At 75.6% G+C, this 14,384-nt stretch carries 13 protein-coding genes and 1 pseudogene; 9 read left to right on the forward strand and 5 right to left on the reverse strand.

What is annotated here, in order from left to right; genetic code table 11:
- Positions 1 to 2,346: pseudogene (locus ACGFI9_RS16970) on the reverse strand (hypothetical protein); the annotation flags it as partial.
- A 161-nt stretch (positions 2,347 to 2,507) separates the two neighbouring features.
- On the opposite strand from ACGFI9_RS16970, the gene ACGFI9_RS16975 reads away from it, so the two are divergent.
- From ACGFI9_RS16975 to ACGFI9_RS16985, 3 genes are all read left to right on the forward strand, one after another.
- Positions 2,508 to 3,359, forward strand: coding sequence for an ABC transporter permease (locus tag ACGFI9_RS16975; RefSeq protein WP_393178912.1), 852 nt, complete (start codon positions 2,508 to 2,510; stop codon positions 3,357 to 3,359).
- Positions 3,360 to 3,447: 88 nt separating this feature from the next.
- Positions 3,448 to 4,239: an ABC transporter permease gene (locus tag ACGFI9_RS16980; protein ID WP_393179341.1), complete on the forward strand. Its 792-nt coding sequence runs from the start codon at positions 3,448 to 3,450 to the stop codon at positions 4,237 to 4,239.
- Positions 4,236 to 5,219, forward strand: a complete 984-nt coding sequence (locus ACGFI9_RS16985) for an ATP-binding cassette domain-containing protein (RefSeq protein WP_393178913.1) — start codon at positions 4,236 to 4,238, stop codon at positions 5,217 to 5,219. Before ACGFI9_RS16980 ends, ACGFI9_RS16985 begins: the two co-directional genes overlap by 4 nt.
- On the opposite strand, the gene ACGFI9_RS16990 is transcribed toward ACGFI9_RS16985, so the two are convergent.
- The gene (locus ACGFI9_RS16990; RefSeq protein ID WP_393178914.1) at positions 5,203 to 5,763 is read right to left on the reverse strand and encodes a helix-turn-helix domain-containing protein; all 561 of its coding nucleotides are present in this window, start codon (positions 5,761 to 5,763) and stop codon (positions 5,203 to 5,205) included. The two genes, ACGFI9_RS16985 and ACGFI9_RS16990, sit on opposite strands and share 17 nt — an antisense overlap.
- Positions 5,764 to 5,830: 67 nt before the next feature.
- Here ACGFI9_RS16990 and ACGFI9_RS16995 point away from each other — a divergent pair, with 67 nt between their 5' ends.
- Together ACGFI9_RS16995 and ACGFI9_RS17000 are read left to right on the forward strand one after the other, a co-directional pair.
- The gene (locus tag ACGFI9_RS16995) at positions 5,831 to 6,784 is read left to right on the forward strand and encodes an AzlC family ABC transporter permease (protein ID WP_393178915.1); all 954 of its coding nucleotides are present in this window, start codon (positions 5,831 to 5,833) and stop codon (positions 6,782 to 6,784) included.
- Positions 6,778 to 7,086, forward strand: coding sequence for an AzlD domain-containing protein (locus tag ACGFI9_RS17000; RefSeq protein ID WP_393178916.1), 309 nt, complete (start codon positions 6,778 to 6,780; stop codon positions 7,084 to 7,086). Before ACGFI9_RS16995 ends, ACGFI9_RS17000 begins: the two co-directional genes overlap by 7 nt.
- 52 nt (positions 7,087 to 7,138) lie before the next feature.
- On the opposite strand, the gene ACGFI9_RS17005 is transcribed toward ACGFI9_RS17000, so the two are convergent.
- From ACGFI9_RS17005 to nadA, 3 genes are all read right to left on the reverse strand, one after another.
- Positions 7,139 to 7,747: a DUF3043 domain-containing protein gene (locus ACGFI9_RS17005; protein WP_393178917.1), complete on the reverse strand. Its 609-nt coding sequence runs from the start codon at positions 7,745 to 7,747 to the stop codon at positions 7,139 to 7,141.
- Between the two features lie 238 nt (positions 7,748 to 7,985).
- Complete coding sequence (murA, locus tag ACGFI9_RS17010) at positions 7,986 to 9,341, reverse strand: UDP-N-acetylglucosamine 1-carboxyvinyltransferase (RefSeq protein ID WP_393178918.1); 1,356 nt, start codon at positions 9,339 to 9,341, stop codon at positions 7,986 to 7,988.
- A 213-nt stretch (positions 9,342 to 9,554) separates the two neighbouring features.
- Complete coding sequence (gene nadA, locus ACGFI9_RS17015) at positions 9,555 to 10,730, reverse strand: quinolinate synthase NadA (RefSeq protein ID WP_393178919.1); 1,176 nt, start codon at positions 10,728 to 10,730, stop codon at positions 9,555 to 9,557.
- 67 nt (positions 10,731 to 10,797) lie between these two features.
- Between nadA and ACGFI9_RS17020 the strand changes: the two genes are divergently transcribed.
- From ACGFI9_RS17020 to ACGFI9_RS17035, 4 genes are all read left to right on the forward strand, one after another.
- Positions 10,798 to 11,934, forward strand: coding sequence for a glycerate kinase (locus ACGFI9_RS17020; RefSeq protein ID WP_393178920.1), 1,137 nt, complete (start codon positions 10,798 to 10,800; stop codon positions 11,932 to 11,934).
- 190 nt (positions 11,935 to 12,124) lie between these two features.
- Positions 12,125 to 12,493 (forward strand): iron-sulfur cluster insertion protein ErpA, encoded by a 369-nt coding sequence (erpA, locus tag ACGFI9_RS17025; protein WP_089005934.1) that lies wholly within the window; start codon positions 12,125 to 12,127, stop codon positions 12,491 to 12,493.
- A gap of 264 nt (positions 12,494 to 12,757) precedes the next feature.
- Positions 12,758 to 13,735 carry a carbohydrate kinase family protein gene (locus ACGFI9_RS17030; protein ID WP_393178921.1) on the forward strand — a complete coding sequence of 326 codons (978 nt, stop codon included), beginning with the start codon at positions 12,758 to 12,760 and terminating at the stop codon, positions 13,733 to 13,735.
- Positions 13,732 to 14,292 (forward strand): AAA family ATPase, encoded by a 561-nt coding sequence (locus tag ACGFI9_RS17035; protein WP_393178922.1) that lies wholly within the window; start codon positions 13,732 to 13,734, stop codon positions 14,290 to 14,292. The genes ACGFI9_RS17030 and ACGFI9_RS17035 overlap by 4 nt, the downstream gene beginning before the upstream one ends.
- Positions 14,293 to 14,384 lie beyond the last annotated feature (92 nt).

Here is a 14,384-nt window from a genome sequence, read left to right on the forward strand (position 1 = left end):
GGGGGGCACGGAGACCGGGCGAGTGGTGCCGTCCGGCGCCTCCCCGACCCGTGCCGCCGGCTCGCCCCGGTCGACCGGGCAGGACCGGTCGGGCCCTGGCCCCGGGCCGGGCCGGAACTCGACGCGCAGGTCGGCGGCCGGGGGTGCGGAGGTCGGCGCCTCGGGCGCCGGCGGCCGTACCGGCCGGTCAGCCGGCGGGTGGACGGGCCCGCCGGAGACCGGCGCGCCCGACACCGGACGGCTCGACGCCGGCGCGCCGGAGACCGGCACACCGGGAGCGGCGGCCCCGGAGACCGGTACGCCGGACACGGGCGCGCCCGAGACCGGCGCACCGGATACCGGAGCGCCCGAGGTGGGCACGGCCGGGCGCGGATCGGGCCGGTCCACCGGTGGACGCGGCCCCTGGTCGGGCCGGCCCGGGGTGGCCGGCGCCGGGGCCCGGTGCGGCTCGTCGGGACGGGCGGGCGGCGCCGGGCGGGTCGCCGGGTCGTCCGGACGCGGCGCGCTCGTCGGCCGGCTCTCCGGACGGGCCGGGGCGGCCGGCAGGGCGGCCTCGCGCACCTCGGCCGGGTGGGCCGGCGGGCGCGCCCGCGGGTCGTCGGGGCGCGTCGGCGCGGGCGAGGTCGGCCGGTCGCGCAGCTCCTCGGGCCGGGTACGGGCGGCCGGCTCGGCCGGTGCCCGCCAACCGTCGCCCGGGCGGACCGGCCCGGCTTCGGCCGGCCGGCCGGCCCGCTCTTCCGGACGCGGCCGGAACTCGGGCCGGGGGCCGACGGACTCGGGCCGGGGACCGATCGACTCGGGCCGGGGGCCGACGGACTCGGGCCGGGGGCCGACGGACTCGGGCCGGGGACCGATCGACTCCGGCCGGGGAGCGTCGTACCGCGGACCGGCGGACTCGGGGCGGGGACCGTCGTACCGGGGGCCGACCGCGTCCGGGCGGCGACCGTCGTACCGGGCGGCCGCCTCGTCGGTCGGGTGTACCGGCCGTCCGTCCGGGCCGAGTGGCGGGCGGGGCCGCTCGTCCGGCCGGTGGGCGGCCGGCTCGGTGCGGGGCCGCCGCTCGACGACCGGCCACTCCTCCGGGCGGGACCGTGCCGGATCACCCGGCGGGCGCTGGCCCTCCCACCGCTCGTCGGATCGGAAGGCGGCGGGGCGCGGCCCGTCGTACCGGCCGGACTCCGGCCGGCGCGGGCCGTCGGGTGCGTCCCGGTACGTCTCGGCGCGCGCGGCGGCCTCCCGGCGCGGGTCGGGTTCGCGTCGCGGCGCGCCGTCGAAGCCGCGCTCGGCCGGCCGTCCGTAGCCCGGCTCCCGCCCGTCCGCCGGACGGCCGAAGCCGGGTTCGCGTCGGTCGCCGCGTCCGTCGAAGCCCGGGTCGCGCCGGTCCGGCCGCGGCTCGACGCCGGGCTCGCGGCGATCGGCCCGCCGCTCGAAACCGGGCTCACGGCGGTCGGGTCGGCCGTCGAAGCCGTGCTCGCGGTGGTCGAAGCCGGTTTCACGGCGGTCGGGCCGGCGGTCGAAGCCGGGCTCGCGGCGGTCCGCGGGGCGGTCGAAGTCCGGGTCGCGGGGGTCCGCGCGGCGCTCGAAGCCAGGCTCGGGCCGTCCGTTGCGGGCCGGCTCGCCCCGGTCGACCGGGCCGTCGAAGCCCGGTTCGCGGCGGTCACGCGGGGGAGGGGTACGTCCGTCGGGCGTACCCCAGCGCTGGTCGGGTCGGCCCGCACGCGGTTGCGGGCGGTTCGGGAACTCGCCGGGCTCCGGGAGCCAGCCGGGCTCGGGCGCGGGGGAGACCGGCCGCTGGGGCCCGCCGTCCCGGGGGCGTACCCACCGCTGGTCGGACCGCTCGTCCCGCCAGGCAGCGGGCTGGTCCCGGTCCGGCGCCCACCCCGGGCCGCGCGGGTCGTACCGGTCGTCGGGGCGCGGGCCGCGCCGGTCCGCCCACGACCGCCGCCCGTCGGCGCGCGGCTCCTCCCGCCCGTTCCGATCCGGGTACGCGCGCCGCTCGCCCGGGCCGGCGCCGCGCCGGTCGTCGGGGCCGGCCGGGCTGACCGGGTACGCGCCGCGCCGGTCGTCGGGGCCGGCCGGGCTGACCGGGTACGCGCCGCGCCGGTCGTCCGGACCGGCCGGGCTGACCGGGCTGACCGGGTACGGGTCGTCCATCGGCGCCGGGCTGACCGGGTGGACCTCGGCCCGGCCGACCACGGCCCGGCCGCGGGGCGGGGGCGGGGTCAGGTACTCGATGCCGATGTCGCCGGGGTAGCGCTGCCCCGGGAACTGCGGCCGCCACTCGTGGGTCGGTTCGGCGGCCCACGAGGGTTCGGCCGGCTCGCGCCAGCGGTCGTAGCCGCTCATCGGGGGACCCGGTCGCCGCTCGCGCGGCGCGGCCCCGGGGCCGGCTCGCGTCGCTCGCTCACGGCGATGTCACCTCGTTGAAAATTGTCGCGCTGGGCGCCGGACGTGCCGGTAGAGTCGCCCGGTCCGGCACGTCGTGGCTGCGGAAGGAGGGTAGCGGCGTGGGCTCTGTCACCGCCACTGTGGCACCGCCCACGAACTCAAACGTTACCCGATGGTTTCGGACATTCAGCGCCATAACGGTATCGGGTTTCCGGCGGTACGCCACCTACCGACAGGCCGCCGTGGCGGGCGTGGTCACCAACAGCGTCTTCGGCTTCCTGCGCTACTACATCTTCCTGGCGGCGGCCGGCGCGGCGGGCCAGGTCGCCGGCTACGACCGCGCCCAGCTCGCCACCTTCGTCTGGGTCGGGCAGGGCCTCCTGGCGGTCATCGCGATCTGGGGCTGGACCGAGCTGGCCGACCGGATCCGCACCGGGGAGATCGCCGCCGACCTGCTCCGCCCGGTCCATCCGGTGACCAGCTACCTCGCCACCGACCTGGGGCGGGCCGGGTTCGCCTCGCTGTCCCGGCTGGTGCCGCCGGTGCTGATCGGCCTGCTCTTCTTCGACGTGTACCTGCCCCACCGCGTGGCGACGCTGCCGCTGTTCGCGCTCTCCGTGCTGCTCGCCGTCGTGGTCTGCTTCGCCTGCCGCTACCTGGTCAACGCCACCGCGTACTGGTTGCAGGACGTCCGGGGCCCGCTGATCCTCTGGACGCTCTGCTCCGGCGTGCTCGCCGGGCTCTACTTCCCGCTGGGCTTCCTGCCCGGCTGGCTGGAGGCCGGGCTGCGGTACGGCACCCCGTTCCCGAGCCTGCTGCAGATCCCGCTCGACGTGCTGGTCGAGCGGCACCCGGCGCCGATGCAGGTCGGCCTGGTCGGGGTGCAGCTCGGCTGGGCCGTCGCGCTGCTGGCCCTCTGCCGGCTGGTGCAGCGGCGGGCCGAGCACCGGCTGGTGGTGCAGGGTGGCTGAGCCGGGGACGCTGACCGGCCCGGCGGTCGCGCCGCCCGGTCGCGAGCGGCCGGGCCGGCCGGCGTCGGCGTACCGGCGGCCGGGCGTGCTGGCCGCGTACCGGGCGCTGCTCGGCGCGCAGGCCCGGTCGCAGGCCGCCTACCGGGCGTCGTTCGTGGTGGACCTGGTCGGCAACGTCGGGGCCACGGTGTTCGACGTGGTCACCGTGCTGGTGCTCTTCGGGGTCACCCGGGAGCTGGGCGGCTTCACGCTGCGCGAGACGCTGGTGATCGTCGGCCTCTCGTCGTTCGCGTTCGCCAGCGCCGACCTGCTGGTCGGCAACATCGAGCGGCTGCCCCGGTACGTCCGCACCGGCCTCTTCGACGCCGTACTGGTCCGGCCCCTGGCCGCGCTGCCCCAGCTGCTGCTGATGGACCTGCCGCTGCGGAAGGTGTCCCGGGTGGTGTTCGGGCTGGCCGTCCTGGTGGCGTCGGTCGCCTCGGCGGGCATCCACTGGACCGCGGGCCGGGTGGCGTTGGTGCTGGTCGCCCCGCTCGCCGGGGTGGTCTTCTTCGGGGCGGTCTTCGTCACCACCGCCACCGTCTCGTTCTACTGGATCGACTCGGGCGAGCTCGCCAACTCGGTCACCTACGGCGGGCGCGACTTCACCTCGTACCCGGTCACCGTCTACGGCGGCTGGTTCCGGGCGCTCTTCGCGTACGGGCTGGGTTTCGCCTTCGTCAGCTACCACCCGGCGCTGGCGCTGCTCGGCCGGCCCGACCCGCTCGGTCTGCCCGGCTGGGTGGGCTGGGCCGCGCCCGGGGTCGCGCTGGTCGCCGCGGCGGTCGCCGCCCTGGCCTGGCGCGTCGGGATCCGCCACTACCGGAGTACGGGATCATGAGCGTCATCGAGATGAGCGGGCTGCGCAAGGAGTTCACCGTCCGGGTGAAGGCCGGGCGGCTGCGCCGGGAGAAGCGGACGGTCACCGCGGTCGACGGGATCGACCTGCGGGTGGAGCGGGGCGAGATGCTCGGCTACATCGGACCGAACGGCGCGGGCAAGTCGACGACCCTGAAGATGCTCACCGGCGTGCTCATGCCCTCGGCGGGGGAGGCCCGGGTCTGCGGGCTGCGTCCGGTGGCCGAGCGGACCCGGCTGGCGATGCGCATCGGCGTGGTGTTCGGGCAGCGTTCGCAGCTCTGGTGGGATCTGCCGCTGCGCGACTCGTTCGCGCTGCTCCGGCACGTCTACCGGGTGCCGGCCGACGAGCACGCGGCGCGGCTGACCCGCTGCCGGGGCCTGCTGGACCTCGACGAGTTCCTGGACACCCCGGTCCGGCAGCTCTCCCTCGGCCAGCGGATGCGCGGCGAGCTGACCGCCGCCCTGCTGCACGGCCCGGAGGTGCTCTTCCTCGACGAGCCGACCATCGGGCTGGACGTGGTCAGCAAGCAGGCGGTCCGGGGCTTCCTAGCGGAGCTGGGCCGGGCCGGCGACACCACCCTGGTGCTGACCACCCACGACCTGGCCGACATCGAGCGGCTCTGCCGACGCCTCGTCGTGATCGACCACGGCCGGGTGGTGCACGACGGCTCGATCGCCGCCCTGCACAGCCGCTACGGCTCGCGCCGGATGGTCGTCGCCGAGCTGGACGCGGTGCTGCCGGAGCCGCCGGAGCTGCCCGGCGCGCCGTTGCAGCGGGTGGAGGCGGACGGGCACCGGCTGGTCTTCGCGCTGGAGTCGGCGACCGTCGCCGAGGTGGTCGCGGGCCTGGCCGGGCTGGCCACCCTGCGGGACATCTCGATCGTGGAGCCGGACATCGAGGAGGTCGTGGCCCGGCTCTACCGGGCCCCGGCCGAGGCCGGCGTCACGGGTGCTCCATGACGAGCACCGCGAAGGTTCCCGGGGCCAGCGCCTCGTACCGGTGCGGCGTGTCGCCGGGGAACGTCGCGTAGTCGCCCGGCCCCAGCTCCACCAGGTCGGACTCCGGGCCGACCCGCATCCGCCCGGCCGCGACCACGACGTGTTCGACGCTGCGCGGGGTGTGCGCCTCGGCGGTCCGGACGGCCCCCGGCTCCAGCTCCATCACGTAGACGTCCCGGCGGGTGTGCGGCGCGCCCGCGGCGAGCAGGGTGGCGCTGAAGTCGGCGTGCTCGGAGCGGATCCGGGGGCCCTCGCCGGCCCGGACCACCCGGACCGCCGCCGTCGGCGGCTCGACCAGGCGGCTGAACGGTACGCCCAGCGCGACGCCCAGCGCCCAGAGCGTCTCGACGCTCGGATTGCCGACGCCGGACTCCAGCTGGGACAGGGTGGACTTGGCGATGCCGGCCCGCCGGGCCAGTTCGGTCAGCGAGAGGCCGGCCCGGTCGCGCTCGCGCCGCAGGGCGGCCGCGATGGTGGCCAGCGGGGGAGCGGGGTCGTGCGCCATTGTTCGCTCCATCGGTCTGTTTGTTCGGTTTGACGAACAGGGCCGTTCGTGTTCAGGATAATGGACCATGCGTACGGCAGATCGAACGGGCGAGGCGGCGATGCTCCGCGACGTCGCCGCCATCGGCGCGGCGATGGTCGCCGTCGGCGCCTCCTTCGGCGCGGTGGCGGTGGCCGCCGGCCTGCCCGCCTGGGCCACCCTCGCGATGTCCGTCCTCGTCTACGCCGGCGGCGCGCAGTTCATGGCGGTGGGCCTGGTGGCCGCCGGCAGCCCACTCGCCGCGGTCCTCGCCGGCCTGCTGCTCAACGCCCGGCACCTGCCGTTCGGCCTGGCCCTCGGCGGCAGCCTCGGCCCGGGCCGCTGGCGGCGGCTGCTCGGCAGCCACCTGATGACCGACGAGGCGACGGCGTTCGCGCTGGCCCGGCCGGCCGGGCCGGGACGCCGTCGCGCCTTCTGGCTCGCCGCGATCCTGCTCTTCCTGGCCTGGAACACCGGCACCGTGCTCGGCGTGCTGGCCGGCGGCGCGGTGGGCGACCCGGCCGCCCTGGGCCTCGACGCCGCCTTCCCCGCCGGGCTGGCCGCCCTGCTGCTGCCCAGCCTGCGCGACCGGGACACCCGGCGGGTGGCGCTGGCCGGCGCCGGCCTGGCCGTGCTGGCCACCCCGGTGCTGCCCGCCGGCCTGCCCGTCCTGCTCGCGCTCGCCGCCCTGATCGTGCCCGCGCTCCGCGCCCGCCGCCACCGGGCCACTGGCGCCGCGCGCCGAGATTCGGGCTCTTTCCGGGAAAGAGCGGCCATCTTCCGCGCGATGGCCACTCGTTCCCGGAAAGCGGGCCCTCACGTGCGGGTCCCGCGCGAGGCGGTGCGCGGCGGCCGGCCGCCCCGCGGCGGGGCGGGCGGTGGCGGCGCGATCGGCGGGGACGCGGTCGGTGGCGGTCCCGGTCGGGACGCCGGCGGGCGGGGCGACGGCGGGCCCGCCCGCGAGCCGGGACAGGTCGTGCGGACCGGGGAGCCGTCGTGCTGATCGCGGTGATCCTGGCGCTGGCCGTCGGCACGTACGCCTTCCGGGCCTCTGGCGTGCTGCTGCGCGACCGGCTCGAACTGCCCGAGTGGTCCCGGCGGCTGCTGCCGGTCGGCGCCGCCGCGCTGCTGGCCGCCCTGGTGGCGACCGCCGCGCTGACCGAGGCCGGCGGCTTCGCCGGCTACGCCCGACCCGCCGGCGTGCTGGTCGGCGTGCTGCTCGCCTGGCGGCGGGCGCCCTTCGTCCTGGTCGTGGTGGCGGCGGCCGGCACCACCGCACTACTGCGCCTGCTCGGGGTGGCCTGAACACGACGCGGCCCCTCCCCGCGGGGGCGGGAAGGGGCCGGACCGGAACCGGTCAGATCTTGTCGCCGATGTTCACCCGGGGCTCCGGCGCGCGCATCCGGCGGAACGTGATTGATCGCATGATCGCGTAGAAGTAGAGCGAGCCGAGCCTCTCGGTGCTCTTCGGGTAGCGCTCGCGCACCAGCTTCTTGATCTTCCGCGAGATCAGCACCGAGTCGACCACCACACCGAGGGCCAGCAGGCCCCACAGCACGTTGGAGAGCAGCCGGACGATCGGCGGCATGGCCTGGTTGGAGCCGATCAGCACGATCAGCGCGCCGCCGAAGAACCAGGTGCCGACCGTACGCCGGGAGTCGACCACGTTGCGGGCGAGCAGCCGCTCCGGGCCCCGGTCGCGCGGACCGCCCTCGCGCCGGAACTCGGCGGCCGATTCGGCGCGGGCCGCCCGGCGCTGCTCCCGCGCCTCCTCCTTGGTCAGCGGCCTGGTCGGCGCGCCCGGGCGCCGGCCGGCGCCGGGCCGCTTCGGGGTGGCCTGGCCCAGCTCCTTCTTGCTCGGGGTGTACCCCCGGGGGCGGCCAGCGGCGGACTCCTCGTCGGGCGTCACCGGGGTGACGGACTCCTCGACCAGGTCGGCGGGCTTACGGCGAAACAGCGACGGCACGCCGTGAAGGGTAGCCAACCGGCCGCGCCCGGTGCACATCGCGGGTGCACCGGGCCGACGGCTCCAGGTCGCGGCGCGGCGTCAGACCGGCCTTCATTCGGTCCGGAGCGCCGCCTGCGGGCGCGGAGGCCGAATTATTGCCGCCAGCCGAGCTGGAGTTGTCGCCGACGGCTCCAGGTCGCGGCGCGGCGTCAGACGCGCCGAGCTGGAGTTGTCGCAGCGGAGGGGCGGTGTGACGTTACGGACGCTCGACGTGCGCGCCCAGGTCCGCCAGCTTCCCCTCGAAGTCCTCGTAGCCCCGGTTGATCAGGTCGACGCCGTACACCCGGGAGGTGCCCTCGGCGGCGAGCGCCGCGATCAGGTGGCTGAACCCGGCGCGCAGGTCCGGGATGACCAGGTCGGCCGCGTGCAGCTTGCTGGGGCCGGCGATCACCGCCGAGTGCTTGAAGTTGCGCCGGCCGAAGCGGCACGGGGTGCCGCCCAGGCAGTCCCGGTAGACCTGGATGTTGGCGCCCATCGTGTTCAGCGCCTCGGTGTAGCCCAGCCGCTGCTCGTAGACCGTCTCGTGGACGATCGACAGGCCCCGGGCCTGGGTCAGCGCCACGACGAGGGGCTGTTGCCAGTCGGTCATGAAGCCGGGGTGGACGTCGGTCTCCAGCGCCACCGCGTTCAGCTCGCCGCCCGGGTGCCAGAAGCGGATGCCGCCCTCCTGGCCCGGGTTGCCGGCCCGCGGCGGCCGCAGGTCGGTCACCTCGTACTCGCCGCCGACCGAGCGGAAGATGTTGAGGAAGGTCATCATGTCGGCCTGCTGGGCGCCGAGCACCTCGACGTGACCGCGGGTGGCCAGCGCGGCCGCCGCCCAGCTCGCCGCCTCGATCCGGTCCGGGATGGGCCGGTGGGTGTAGCCGCTGAGCCGCTTCACACCCTGGATCTCGATCACCCGGTCGGTGTGCACCTTGATGATCGCGCCCATCTTCTGCAGGACGCAGATCAGGTCGATGATCTCCGGCTCGACGGCCGCGTTGCGCAGCTCGGTCACGCCCTCGGCCATCACCGCGGTGAGCAGCACCTGCTCGGTGGCGCCCACACTCGGGTACGGCAGGGCGAACTTGGTGCCGTGCAGGCCGTTCGGGGCCGACAGGTGCAGACCCTCCGGGGTCTTGTCCACCGTCGCGCCGAACTCCCGCAGGGCCTGGAGGTGGAAGTCGATCGGGCGCGGACCGATGTGGCAGCCGCCCAGGTCGGGGATGAAGGCGTGGCCGAGCCGGTGCAGCAGCGGACCGCAGAACAGGATCGGGATGCGGCTGGAACCCGCGTGCACGTTGATCTGGTCGGTGCTGGCGCTCTCGACGTTGGACGGGTCGAAGACGAGCTCGCCGTCCTCCTCGCCGTCGCTCACCTTGACCCCGTGCAGGCCGAGCAGCCCGCGGACCACCTCGACGTCCCGGATCCGTGGCACGTCGAACAGCCGGCTGGGAGTGTCGCCCAGCAGGGCGGCGACCATCGCCTTGGACACGAGGTTCTTCGCGCCGCGCACGCGGATCCGCCCTTGAAGCGGAGTGCCTCCGTGTACGACCAGGACGTCGTCGGTCAACGCAACCTCCAGCGCGCTTCAGCTGCCGAGTAGATGGGCGGGCTCACGATCTGCATCGCTACCCGGAATGCGGTCACGGGAAAACCGCCCGCGTGTGTCGTCGCCCCGGCAGCATAGCCCTCGGTGACGAAAATGGAATCGGTCACATCACCAGCGAGGGCATGAACCGGGGATTCCGGTGCTTATCCGTACCAGCGCGGTGACCGCCTGTGATCAAGCGCCCGGCAGGGCGAGCATCTGGTCCAGCGCCGCCCGGGCGTGCCGCGCGGTGTCCGGGTCGACGGTGATCTGGTTGACCACCCGGCCGGCGACCAGCTCCTCGAGGGCCCAGACCAGATGCGGCAGGTCGATCCGGTTCATCGTCGAGCAGTAGCAGACCGCCCGGTCGAGGAACATGATCTGCTTGTCCGGGTGGGCCAGCGCCAGCCGGCGGACCAGGTTCAGCTCGGTGCCGACCGCCCACGCCGAGCCGGCCGGGGCCGCCTCGATGGTCTTGATGATGTACTCGGTCGAGCCGACGAAGTCGGCGGCGGTGACCACCTCGTGCCGGCACTCCGGGTGGACCAGGACGTTGACCCCCGGCACCCGCTCCCGGACGTCGTTGACGCTGTCCAGGGTGAAGCGGCCGTGCACCGAGCAGTGCCCGCGCCAGAGGATCATCTTCGCGTCGCGGAGCTGCTCCGGGGTGAGCCCGCCGTTCGGCTTGTGCGGGTCGTAGAGGACGCAGTCGTCCAGGGAGAAGCCCATCTCCAGCACGGCGGTGTTGCGGCCCAGGTGCTGGTCGGGGAGGAAGAGCACCTTCCGCCCCTGCTCGAACGCCCAGTCCAGGGCCCGCTTCGCGTTCGACGAGGTGCAGACCACGCCGCCGCGCCGGCCGACGAAGCCCTTGATGTCGGCCGAGGAGTTCATGTACGTCACCGGGACGGTGTCCTGCGCGACGCCCAGCTCGGTCAGCACGTCCCAGGCGTTCTCGACCTGGGACAGCACCGCCATGTCGGCCATCGAGCAGCCGGCCGCCAGGTCCGGCAGGATCACCTTCTGGCGGTCCGAGGTGAGGATGTCCGCGCTCTCGGCCATGAAGTGCACGCCGCAGAAGACGATGTACTCGGCGTCGGGCCGGGCCGCCGCCTCCCGGGCCAGCTTGAACGAGTCGCCGGTCACGTCGGCGAACTGGATCACCTCGTCGCGCTGGTAGTGGTGGCCCAACACGAAGACCTTCGTGCCGAGCGCGGCCTTCGCCGCCGCCGCCCGGGCCACCAGGTCGGGGTCGCTCGGCGCGGGAAGGTCACCCGGACACTCCACGCCACGTTCGGTGGCGGGGTCGCTGCCGCGGCCGAGGAGCAGCAGCGCAGTGGCGGTGTTGGAGGGCTCAACCCAGGTCGAAGTCACGCACCCATGGTCCCACAGCGGAACCGGCCCGCAGCCCTCCCCGGTGTGGCCTGCCACACTGCTCGGCATGCGCGTGCTGCTCTGCCCCGACAAGTTCGCCGGCACGCTGCCGGCCCCGGAGGTGGCCGCCGCGGTGGCCGAGGGCTGGCGGGCCGTCGCCCCCGCCGACGAGCTGCTGATCCGGCCGCTCGCCGACGGCGGCCCGGGGTTCGTCGCCGTGCTCGCCGAGGCGCTCGGCGGGCGGCGGCTGCCGGTGCCGACCGTCGACCCGCTCGGCCGCCCCGCCGCCGGTGAGATCCTGCTCACCGACGACGGCACGGCGTACCTGGAGAGCGCCCAGGCGTGCGGGCTGCACCTGCTGTCGGCCGCCGAGCGCGACCCGAAGGCCACCACCTCGTACGGGCTGGGGCTGCTGGTGGCCGCTGCGGTCGAGGCGGGCGCGCGGCGGGTGGTGATCGGGCTGGGCGGTTCGGCCACCAACGACGGGGGCGCCGGCATGCTCACCCCGCTCGGCGTCACCGCCCTGGACGAGGCCGGTCGGGCCCTGCCGTACGGCGGGGCGGCGCTCGCCGCGGTGGCCGCGCTGGACGGCGCGCCCCGGGTGCGCGGCGCCGACCTGGTCGCCGCCACCGACGTCGACAACCCGCTGCTCGGCCTGCACGGGGCGAGCAACGTGTACGGGCCGCAGAAGGGCGCCAGCCGGGCGGACGTGCTGCTGCTCGACGCCGCCCTGGAACGCTGGGCGGGCGTGCTGGAGCGGGACCTGCCCGGCTGCCCGGCCGGCCTCGGCGCGCTGCCCGGCGGCGGCGCGGCCGGCGGGCTGGGCGCGGCGGTGCTGGCGCTGGGCGGCCGCTGCGAGTCCGGCATCGGGCTGGTCACCCGGGCCATCGGCCTGGACGCCGCGCTGGACGCCGCCGACCTGGTGATCACCGGGGAGGGCTCGTTCGACCACCAGTCGCTGCGCGGCAAGGTGGTCGCCGGGGTGGCCGGGGCCGCCCGGGACCGGGGCGTGCCCTGCGTGGTGCTGGCCGGCCGGGTCAGCACCGGGCGGCGGGAGGCCGCGGCGGCCGGGGTGACCGAGGCGTACAGCCTGGTGGAGCACTTCGGCGGCGAGGAGAGTGGCGGCGTCGAGGCCGCGATGGGCCGGCCCGCCGAGGGGCTGCGCGCGCTGGGCGCCCGGCTCGCCCGGCAGTGGAGCCGCTGAGCCGGTGGCTCCGGCCGACGCGCGGGGCGGCGCTGGCCTGCGGCGCGGCTCACGGATCCCGGGTCACGCCACCGGAGGTGACTCCCGGCGGGGCGGCGTACGATCGGATCTGGACCACACCGGGAATCACTGGCGGACGCGCGACGTTGGCCAGTGCGTCCGGACCCATACCGCGCAGGGAGATTTCCACGTGACCACGCCAGCGCAGACCGAGTCGACCGAGGCCAAGGCCCCCAGCACCGTCGTCCTCACCGACGTCGCGGCGCAGAAGGTCAAGGCCCTGATCGAGCAGGAGGGCCGCGACGACCTGCGGCTCCGGGTCGCGGTGCAGCCGGGCGGCTGCTCCGGCCTGCGGTACCAGCTCTTCTTCGACGAGCGGTCGCTCGACGGTGACATCGTCACCGACTACGACGGTGTCGAGGTCGTCGTCGACCGGATGAGCGCCCCCTACCTGGCCGGCGCCACCATCGACTTCGCCGACCGGATCGACGCCCAGGGCTTCACCATCGACAACCCGAACGCCGGCAACTCCTGCGCCTGCGGCGACTCCTTCAGCTGAGTCGACCGACGCCGGTCCGCCCGCCACGTCGGGCGGGTCCGGCCTGCCCGAGCGACGACAGCGGCGGGGCCGTCCCCTTCACCGGGGGCGGCCCCGCCGCTGTCTGCGTTGCTGCCCGGAAACGCCCACGCCGCGTGGCCCGGGGTGTCCGTCTGGTGACGGTCGGCCGTACGGCGGTTGACCGCCCGTCGACCGACCTGCGACCGGCGCCCCGATCCGACCGGTAGGCTGACCCGCGCCGTGCTCCCGACCGCGAGGGTTGACATGAAGATCGCCGTGACCGGCTCGATCGCGACCGACCACCTGATGAGCTTCCCCGGCCGTTTCGCCGAACAGCTCCTCGCCGACCAACTGGACAAGGTCTCCCTGTCCTTCCTCGTCGACGAGCTGGTGCTCCGGCGCGGCGGCACCGCCGCCAACATCGCCTTCGGCATGGCCCAGCTGGGCCTGCGTCCGGTGCTGCTCGGCGCGGTCGGCGCCGACTTCGCCGACTACCGCTCCTGGCTGGAGCGGCACGGTGTCGACTGCGACTCGGTGCACGTCAGCGAGGTCGCGCACACCGCCCGCTTCGTCTGCACCACCGACCTCGACATGTGCCAGATCGCCTCGTTCTACGCCGGCGCGATGAGCGAGGCCCGCAACATCGAGCTGGCCCCGGTGGCGCAGCGGCTCGGCGGCCTCGACCTGGTGCTGGTCAGCGCCAACGACCCGGCCGCGATGATCCGGCACTCGCAGGAGTGCCGGGAGCGGGGCTACGCCTTCGTGGCCGACCCGTCGCAGCAGCTCGCCCGGATGGACGGCGCCGACGTGCTCAGCCTGGTCGACGGCGCCGAGTACCTGATGACCAACGAGTACGAGAAGTCGCTGCTGCAGAGCAAGGCCGGCCTCACCGACGCGCAGCTGCTGGACCGGGTGAAGGTGCGGGTCACCACGCTGGGCAAGCGGGGCGTGGAGATCGCCGGCCGGGACATCCAGACCATTCACGTGCCGATCGCCCGGGAGATCCAGGCGGTCGACCCGACCGGCGTCGGCGACGGCTTCCGGGCCGGCTTCTTCGCCGCCCTGAACTGGGGCGTCAGCCTGGCCCGGGCCGCCCAGGTGGGCTGCCTGCTCGCCACCCTGGTGCTGGAGAACTTCGGCGGCCAGGAGTACGAGGTCCGCCGGGACCTGTTCGTCAAGCGGCTCGCCGAGTCGTACGGCGACGCGGCCGCCGACGAGGTCCGGCCGCACCTGCTGCCATGAGTTCCGGCCCACCGGCCCCCGACGGCAGGGTGGACCCGGGCGCGGTGCGCCCGGGCGCGGGCGGCCCGCTGCTGGTCGCCTTCGCCGGGCTGCCCGCCGTGGGCAAGAGCACCCTCGCCGTCCGGGTCGGCGCCGCGCTGCACGCCCCCGTCCTGCCGGTCGACCCGGTGGAGCGGGCCCTGCACCGGTACGGCCTGGTCGGCGACGTGCCCGGGATGGCCGCGTACGGCGCCGTCGCCGGGCTGGCCGAGGTCCAGCTCGGGCTCGGGCTGAGCGTGGTGGTCGACGCGGTGAACCCGGTGGCCAGCGCCCGGGGCCTCTGGCACGACCTGGCGGAGCGGGCCGGCGTACCGCTGCGGGTGATCGAGGTGCACTGCGGGGACGAGGCCGAGCACCGCCGCCGGGTCGAGGCCCGCCTGCCCGACGAGCACCTCCCCACCTGGGAGCAGACCCTGCTGCGCCGGGCCGAGTACGAGCCGATCATCGGCCCCCGCCTGGTCGTCGACACGGCGGTCGACACCGACCCCCTCCCCGGCATCCTCGCCTACCTCAAGTGACCCCCCGCCGCGCGCCCGCGCCGCGCCGCGCGCCCGCGCCGTGCGCCCGTGCCGTGCGCCCGTGCCGTGTGGGGCCTAATTCGCGGAAATAG

It is taken from the genome of Micromonospora sp. NPDC048930 (assembly GCF_043197935.1).
GTDB lineage: Bacteria > Actinomycetota > Actinomycetes > Mycobacteriales > Micromonosporaceae > Micromonospora.

Coding starts and splice junctions, on each gene's coding strand:
- ACGFI9_RS16985 (WP_393178913.1), top strand. CDS start 4,236: ATGAGCGTCATCGAGATGAGCGGGCTGCGCAAGGAGTTCACCGTCCGG.
- ACGFI9_RS16990 (WP_393178914.1), bottom strand. CDS start 5,763: ATGGCGCACGACCCCGCTCCCCCGCTGGCCACCATCGCGGCCGCCCTG.
- ACGFI9_RS16995 (WP_393178915.1), top strand. CDS start 5,831: ATGCGTACGGCAGATCGAACGGGCGAGGCGGCGATGCTCCGCGACGTC.
- ACGFI9_RS17020 (WP_393178920.1), top strand. CDS start 10,798: ATGCGCGTGCTGCTCTGCCCCGACAAGTTCGCCGGCACGCTGCCGGCC.
- ACGFI9_RS17030 (WP_393178921.1), top strand. CDS start 12,758: ATGAAGATCGCCGTGACCGGCTCGATCGCGACCGACCACCTGATGAGC.
- ACGFI9_RS17035 (WP_393178922.1), top strand. CDS start 13,732: ATGAGTTCCGGCCCACCGGCCCCCGACGGCAGGGTGGACCCGGGCGCG.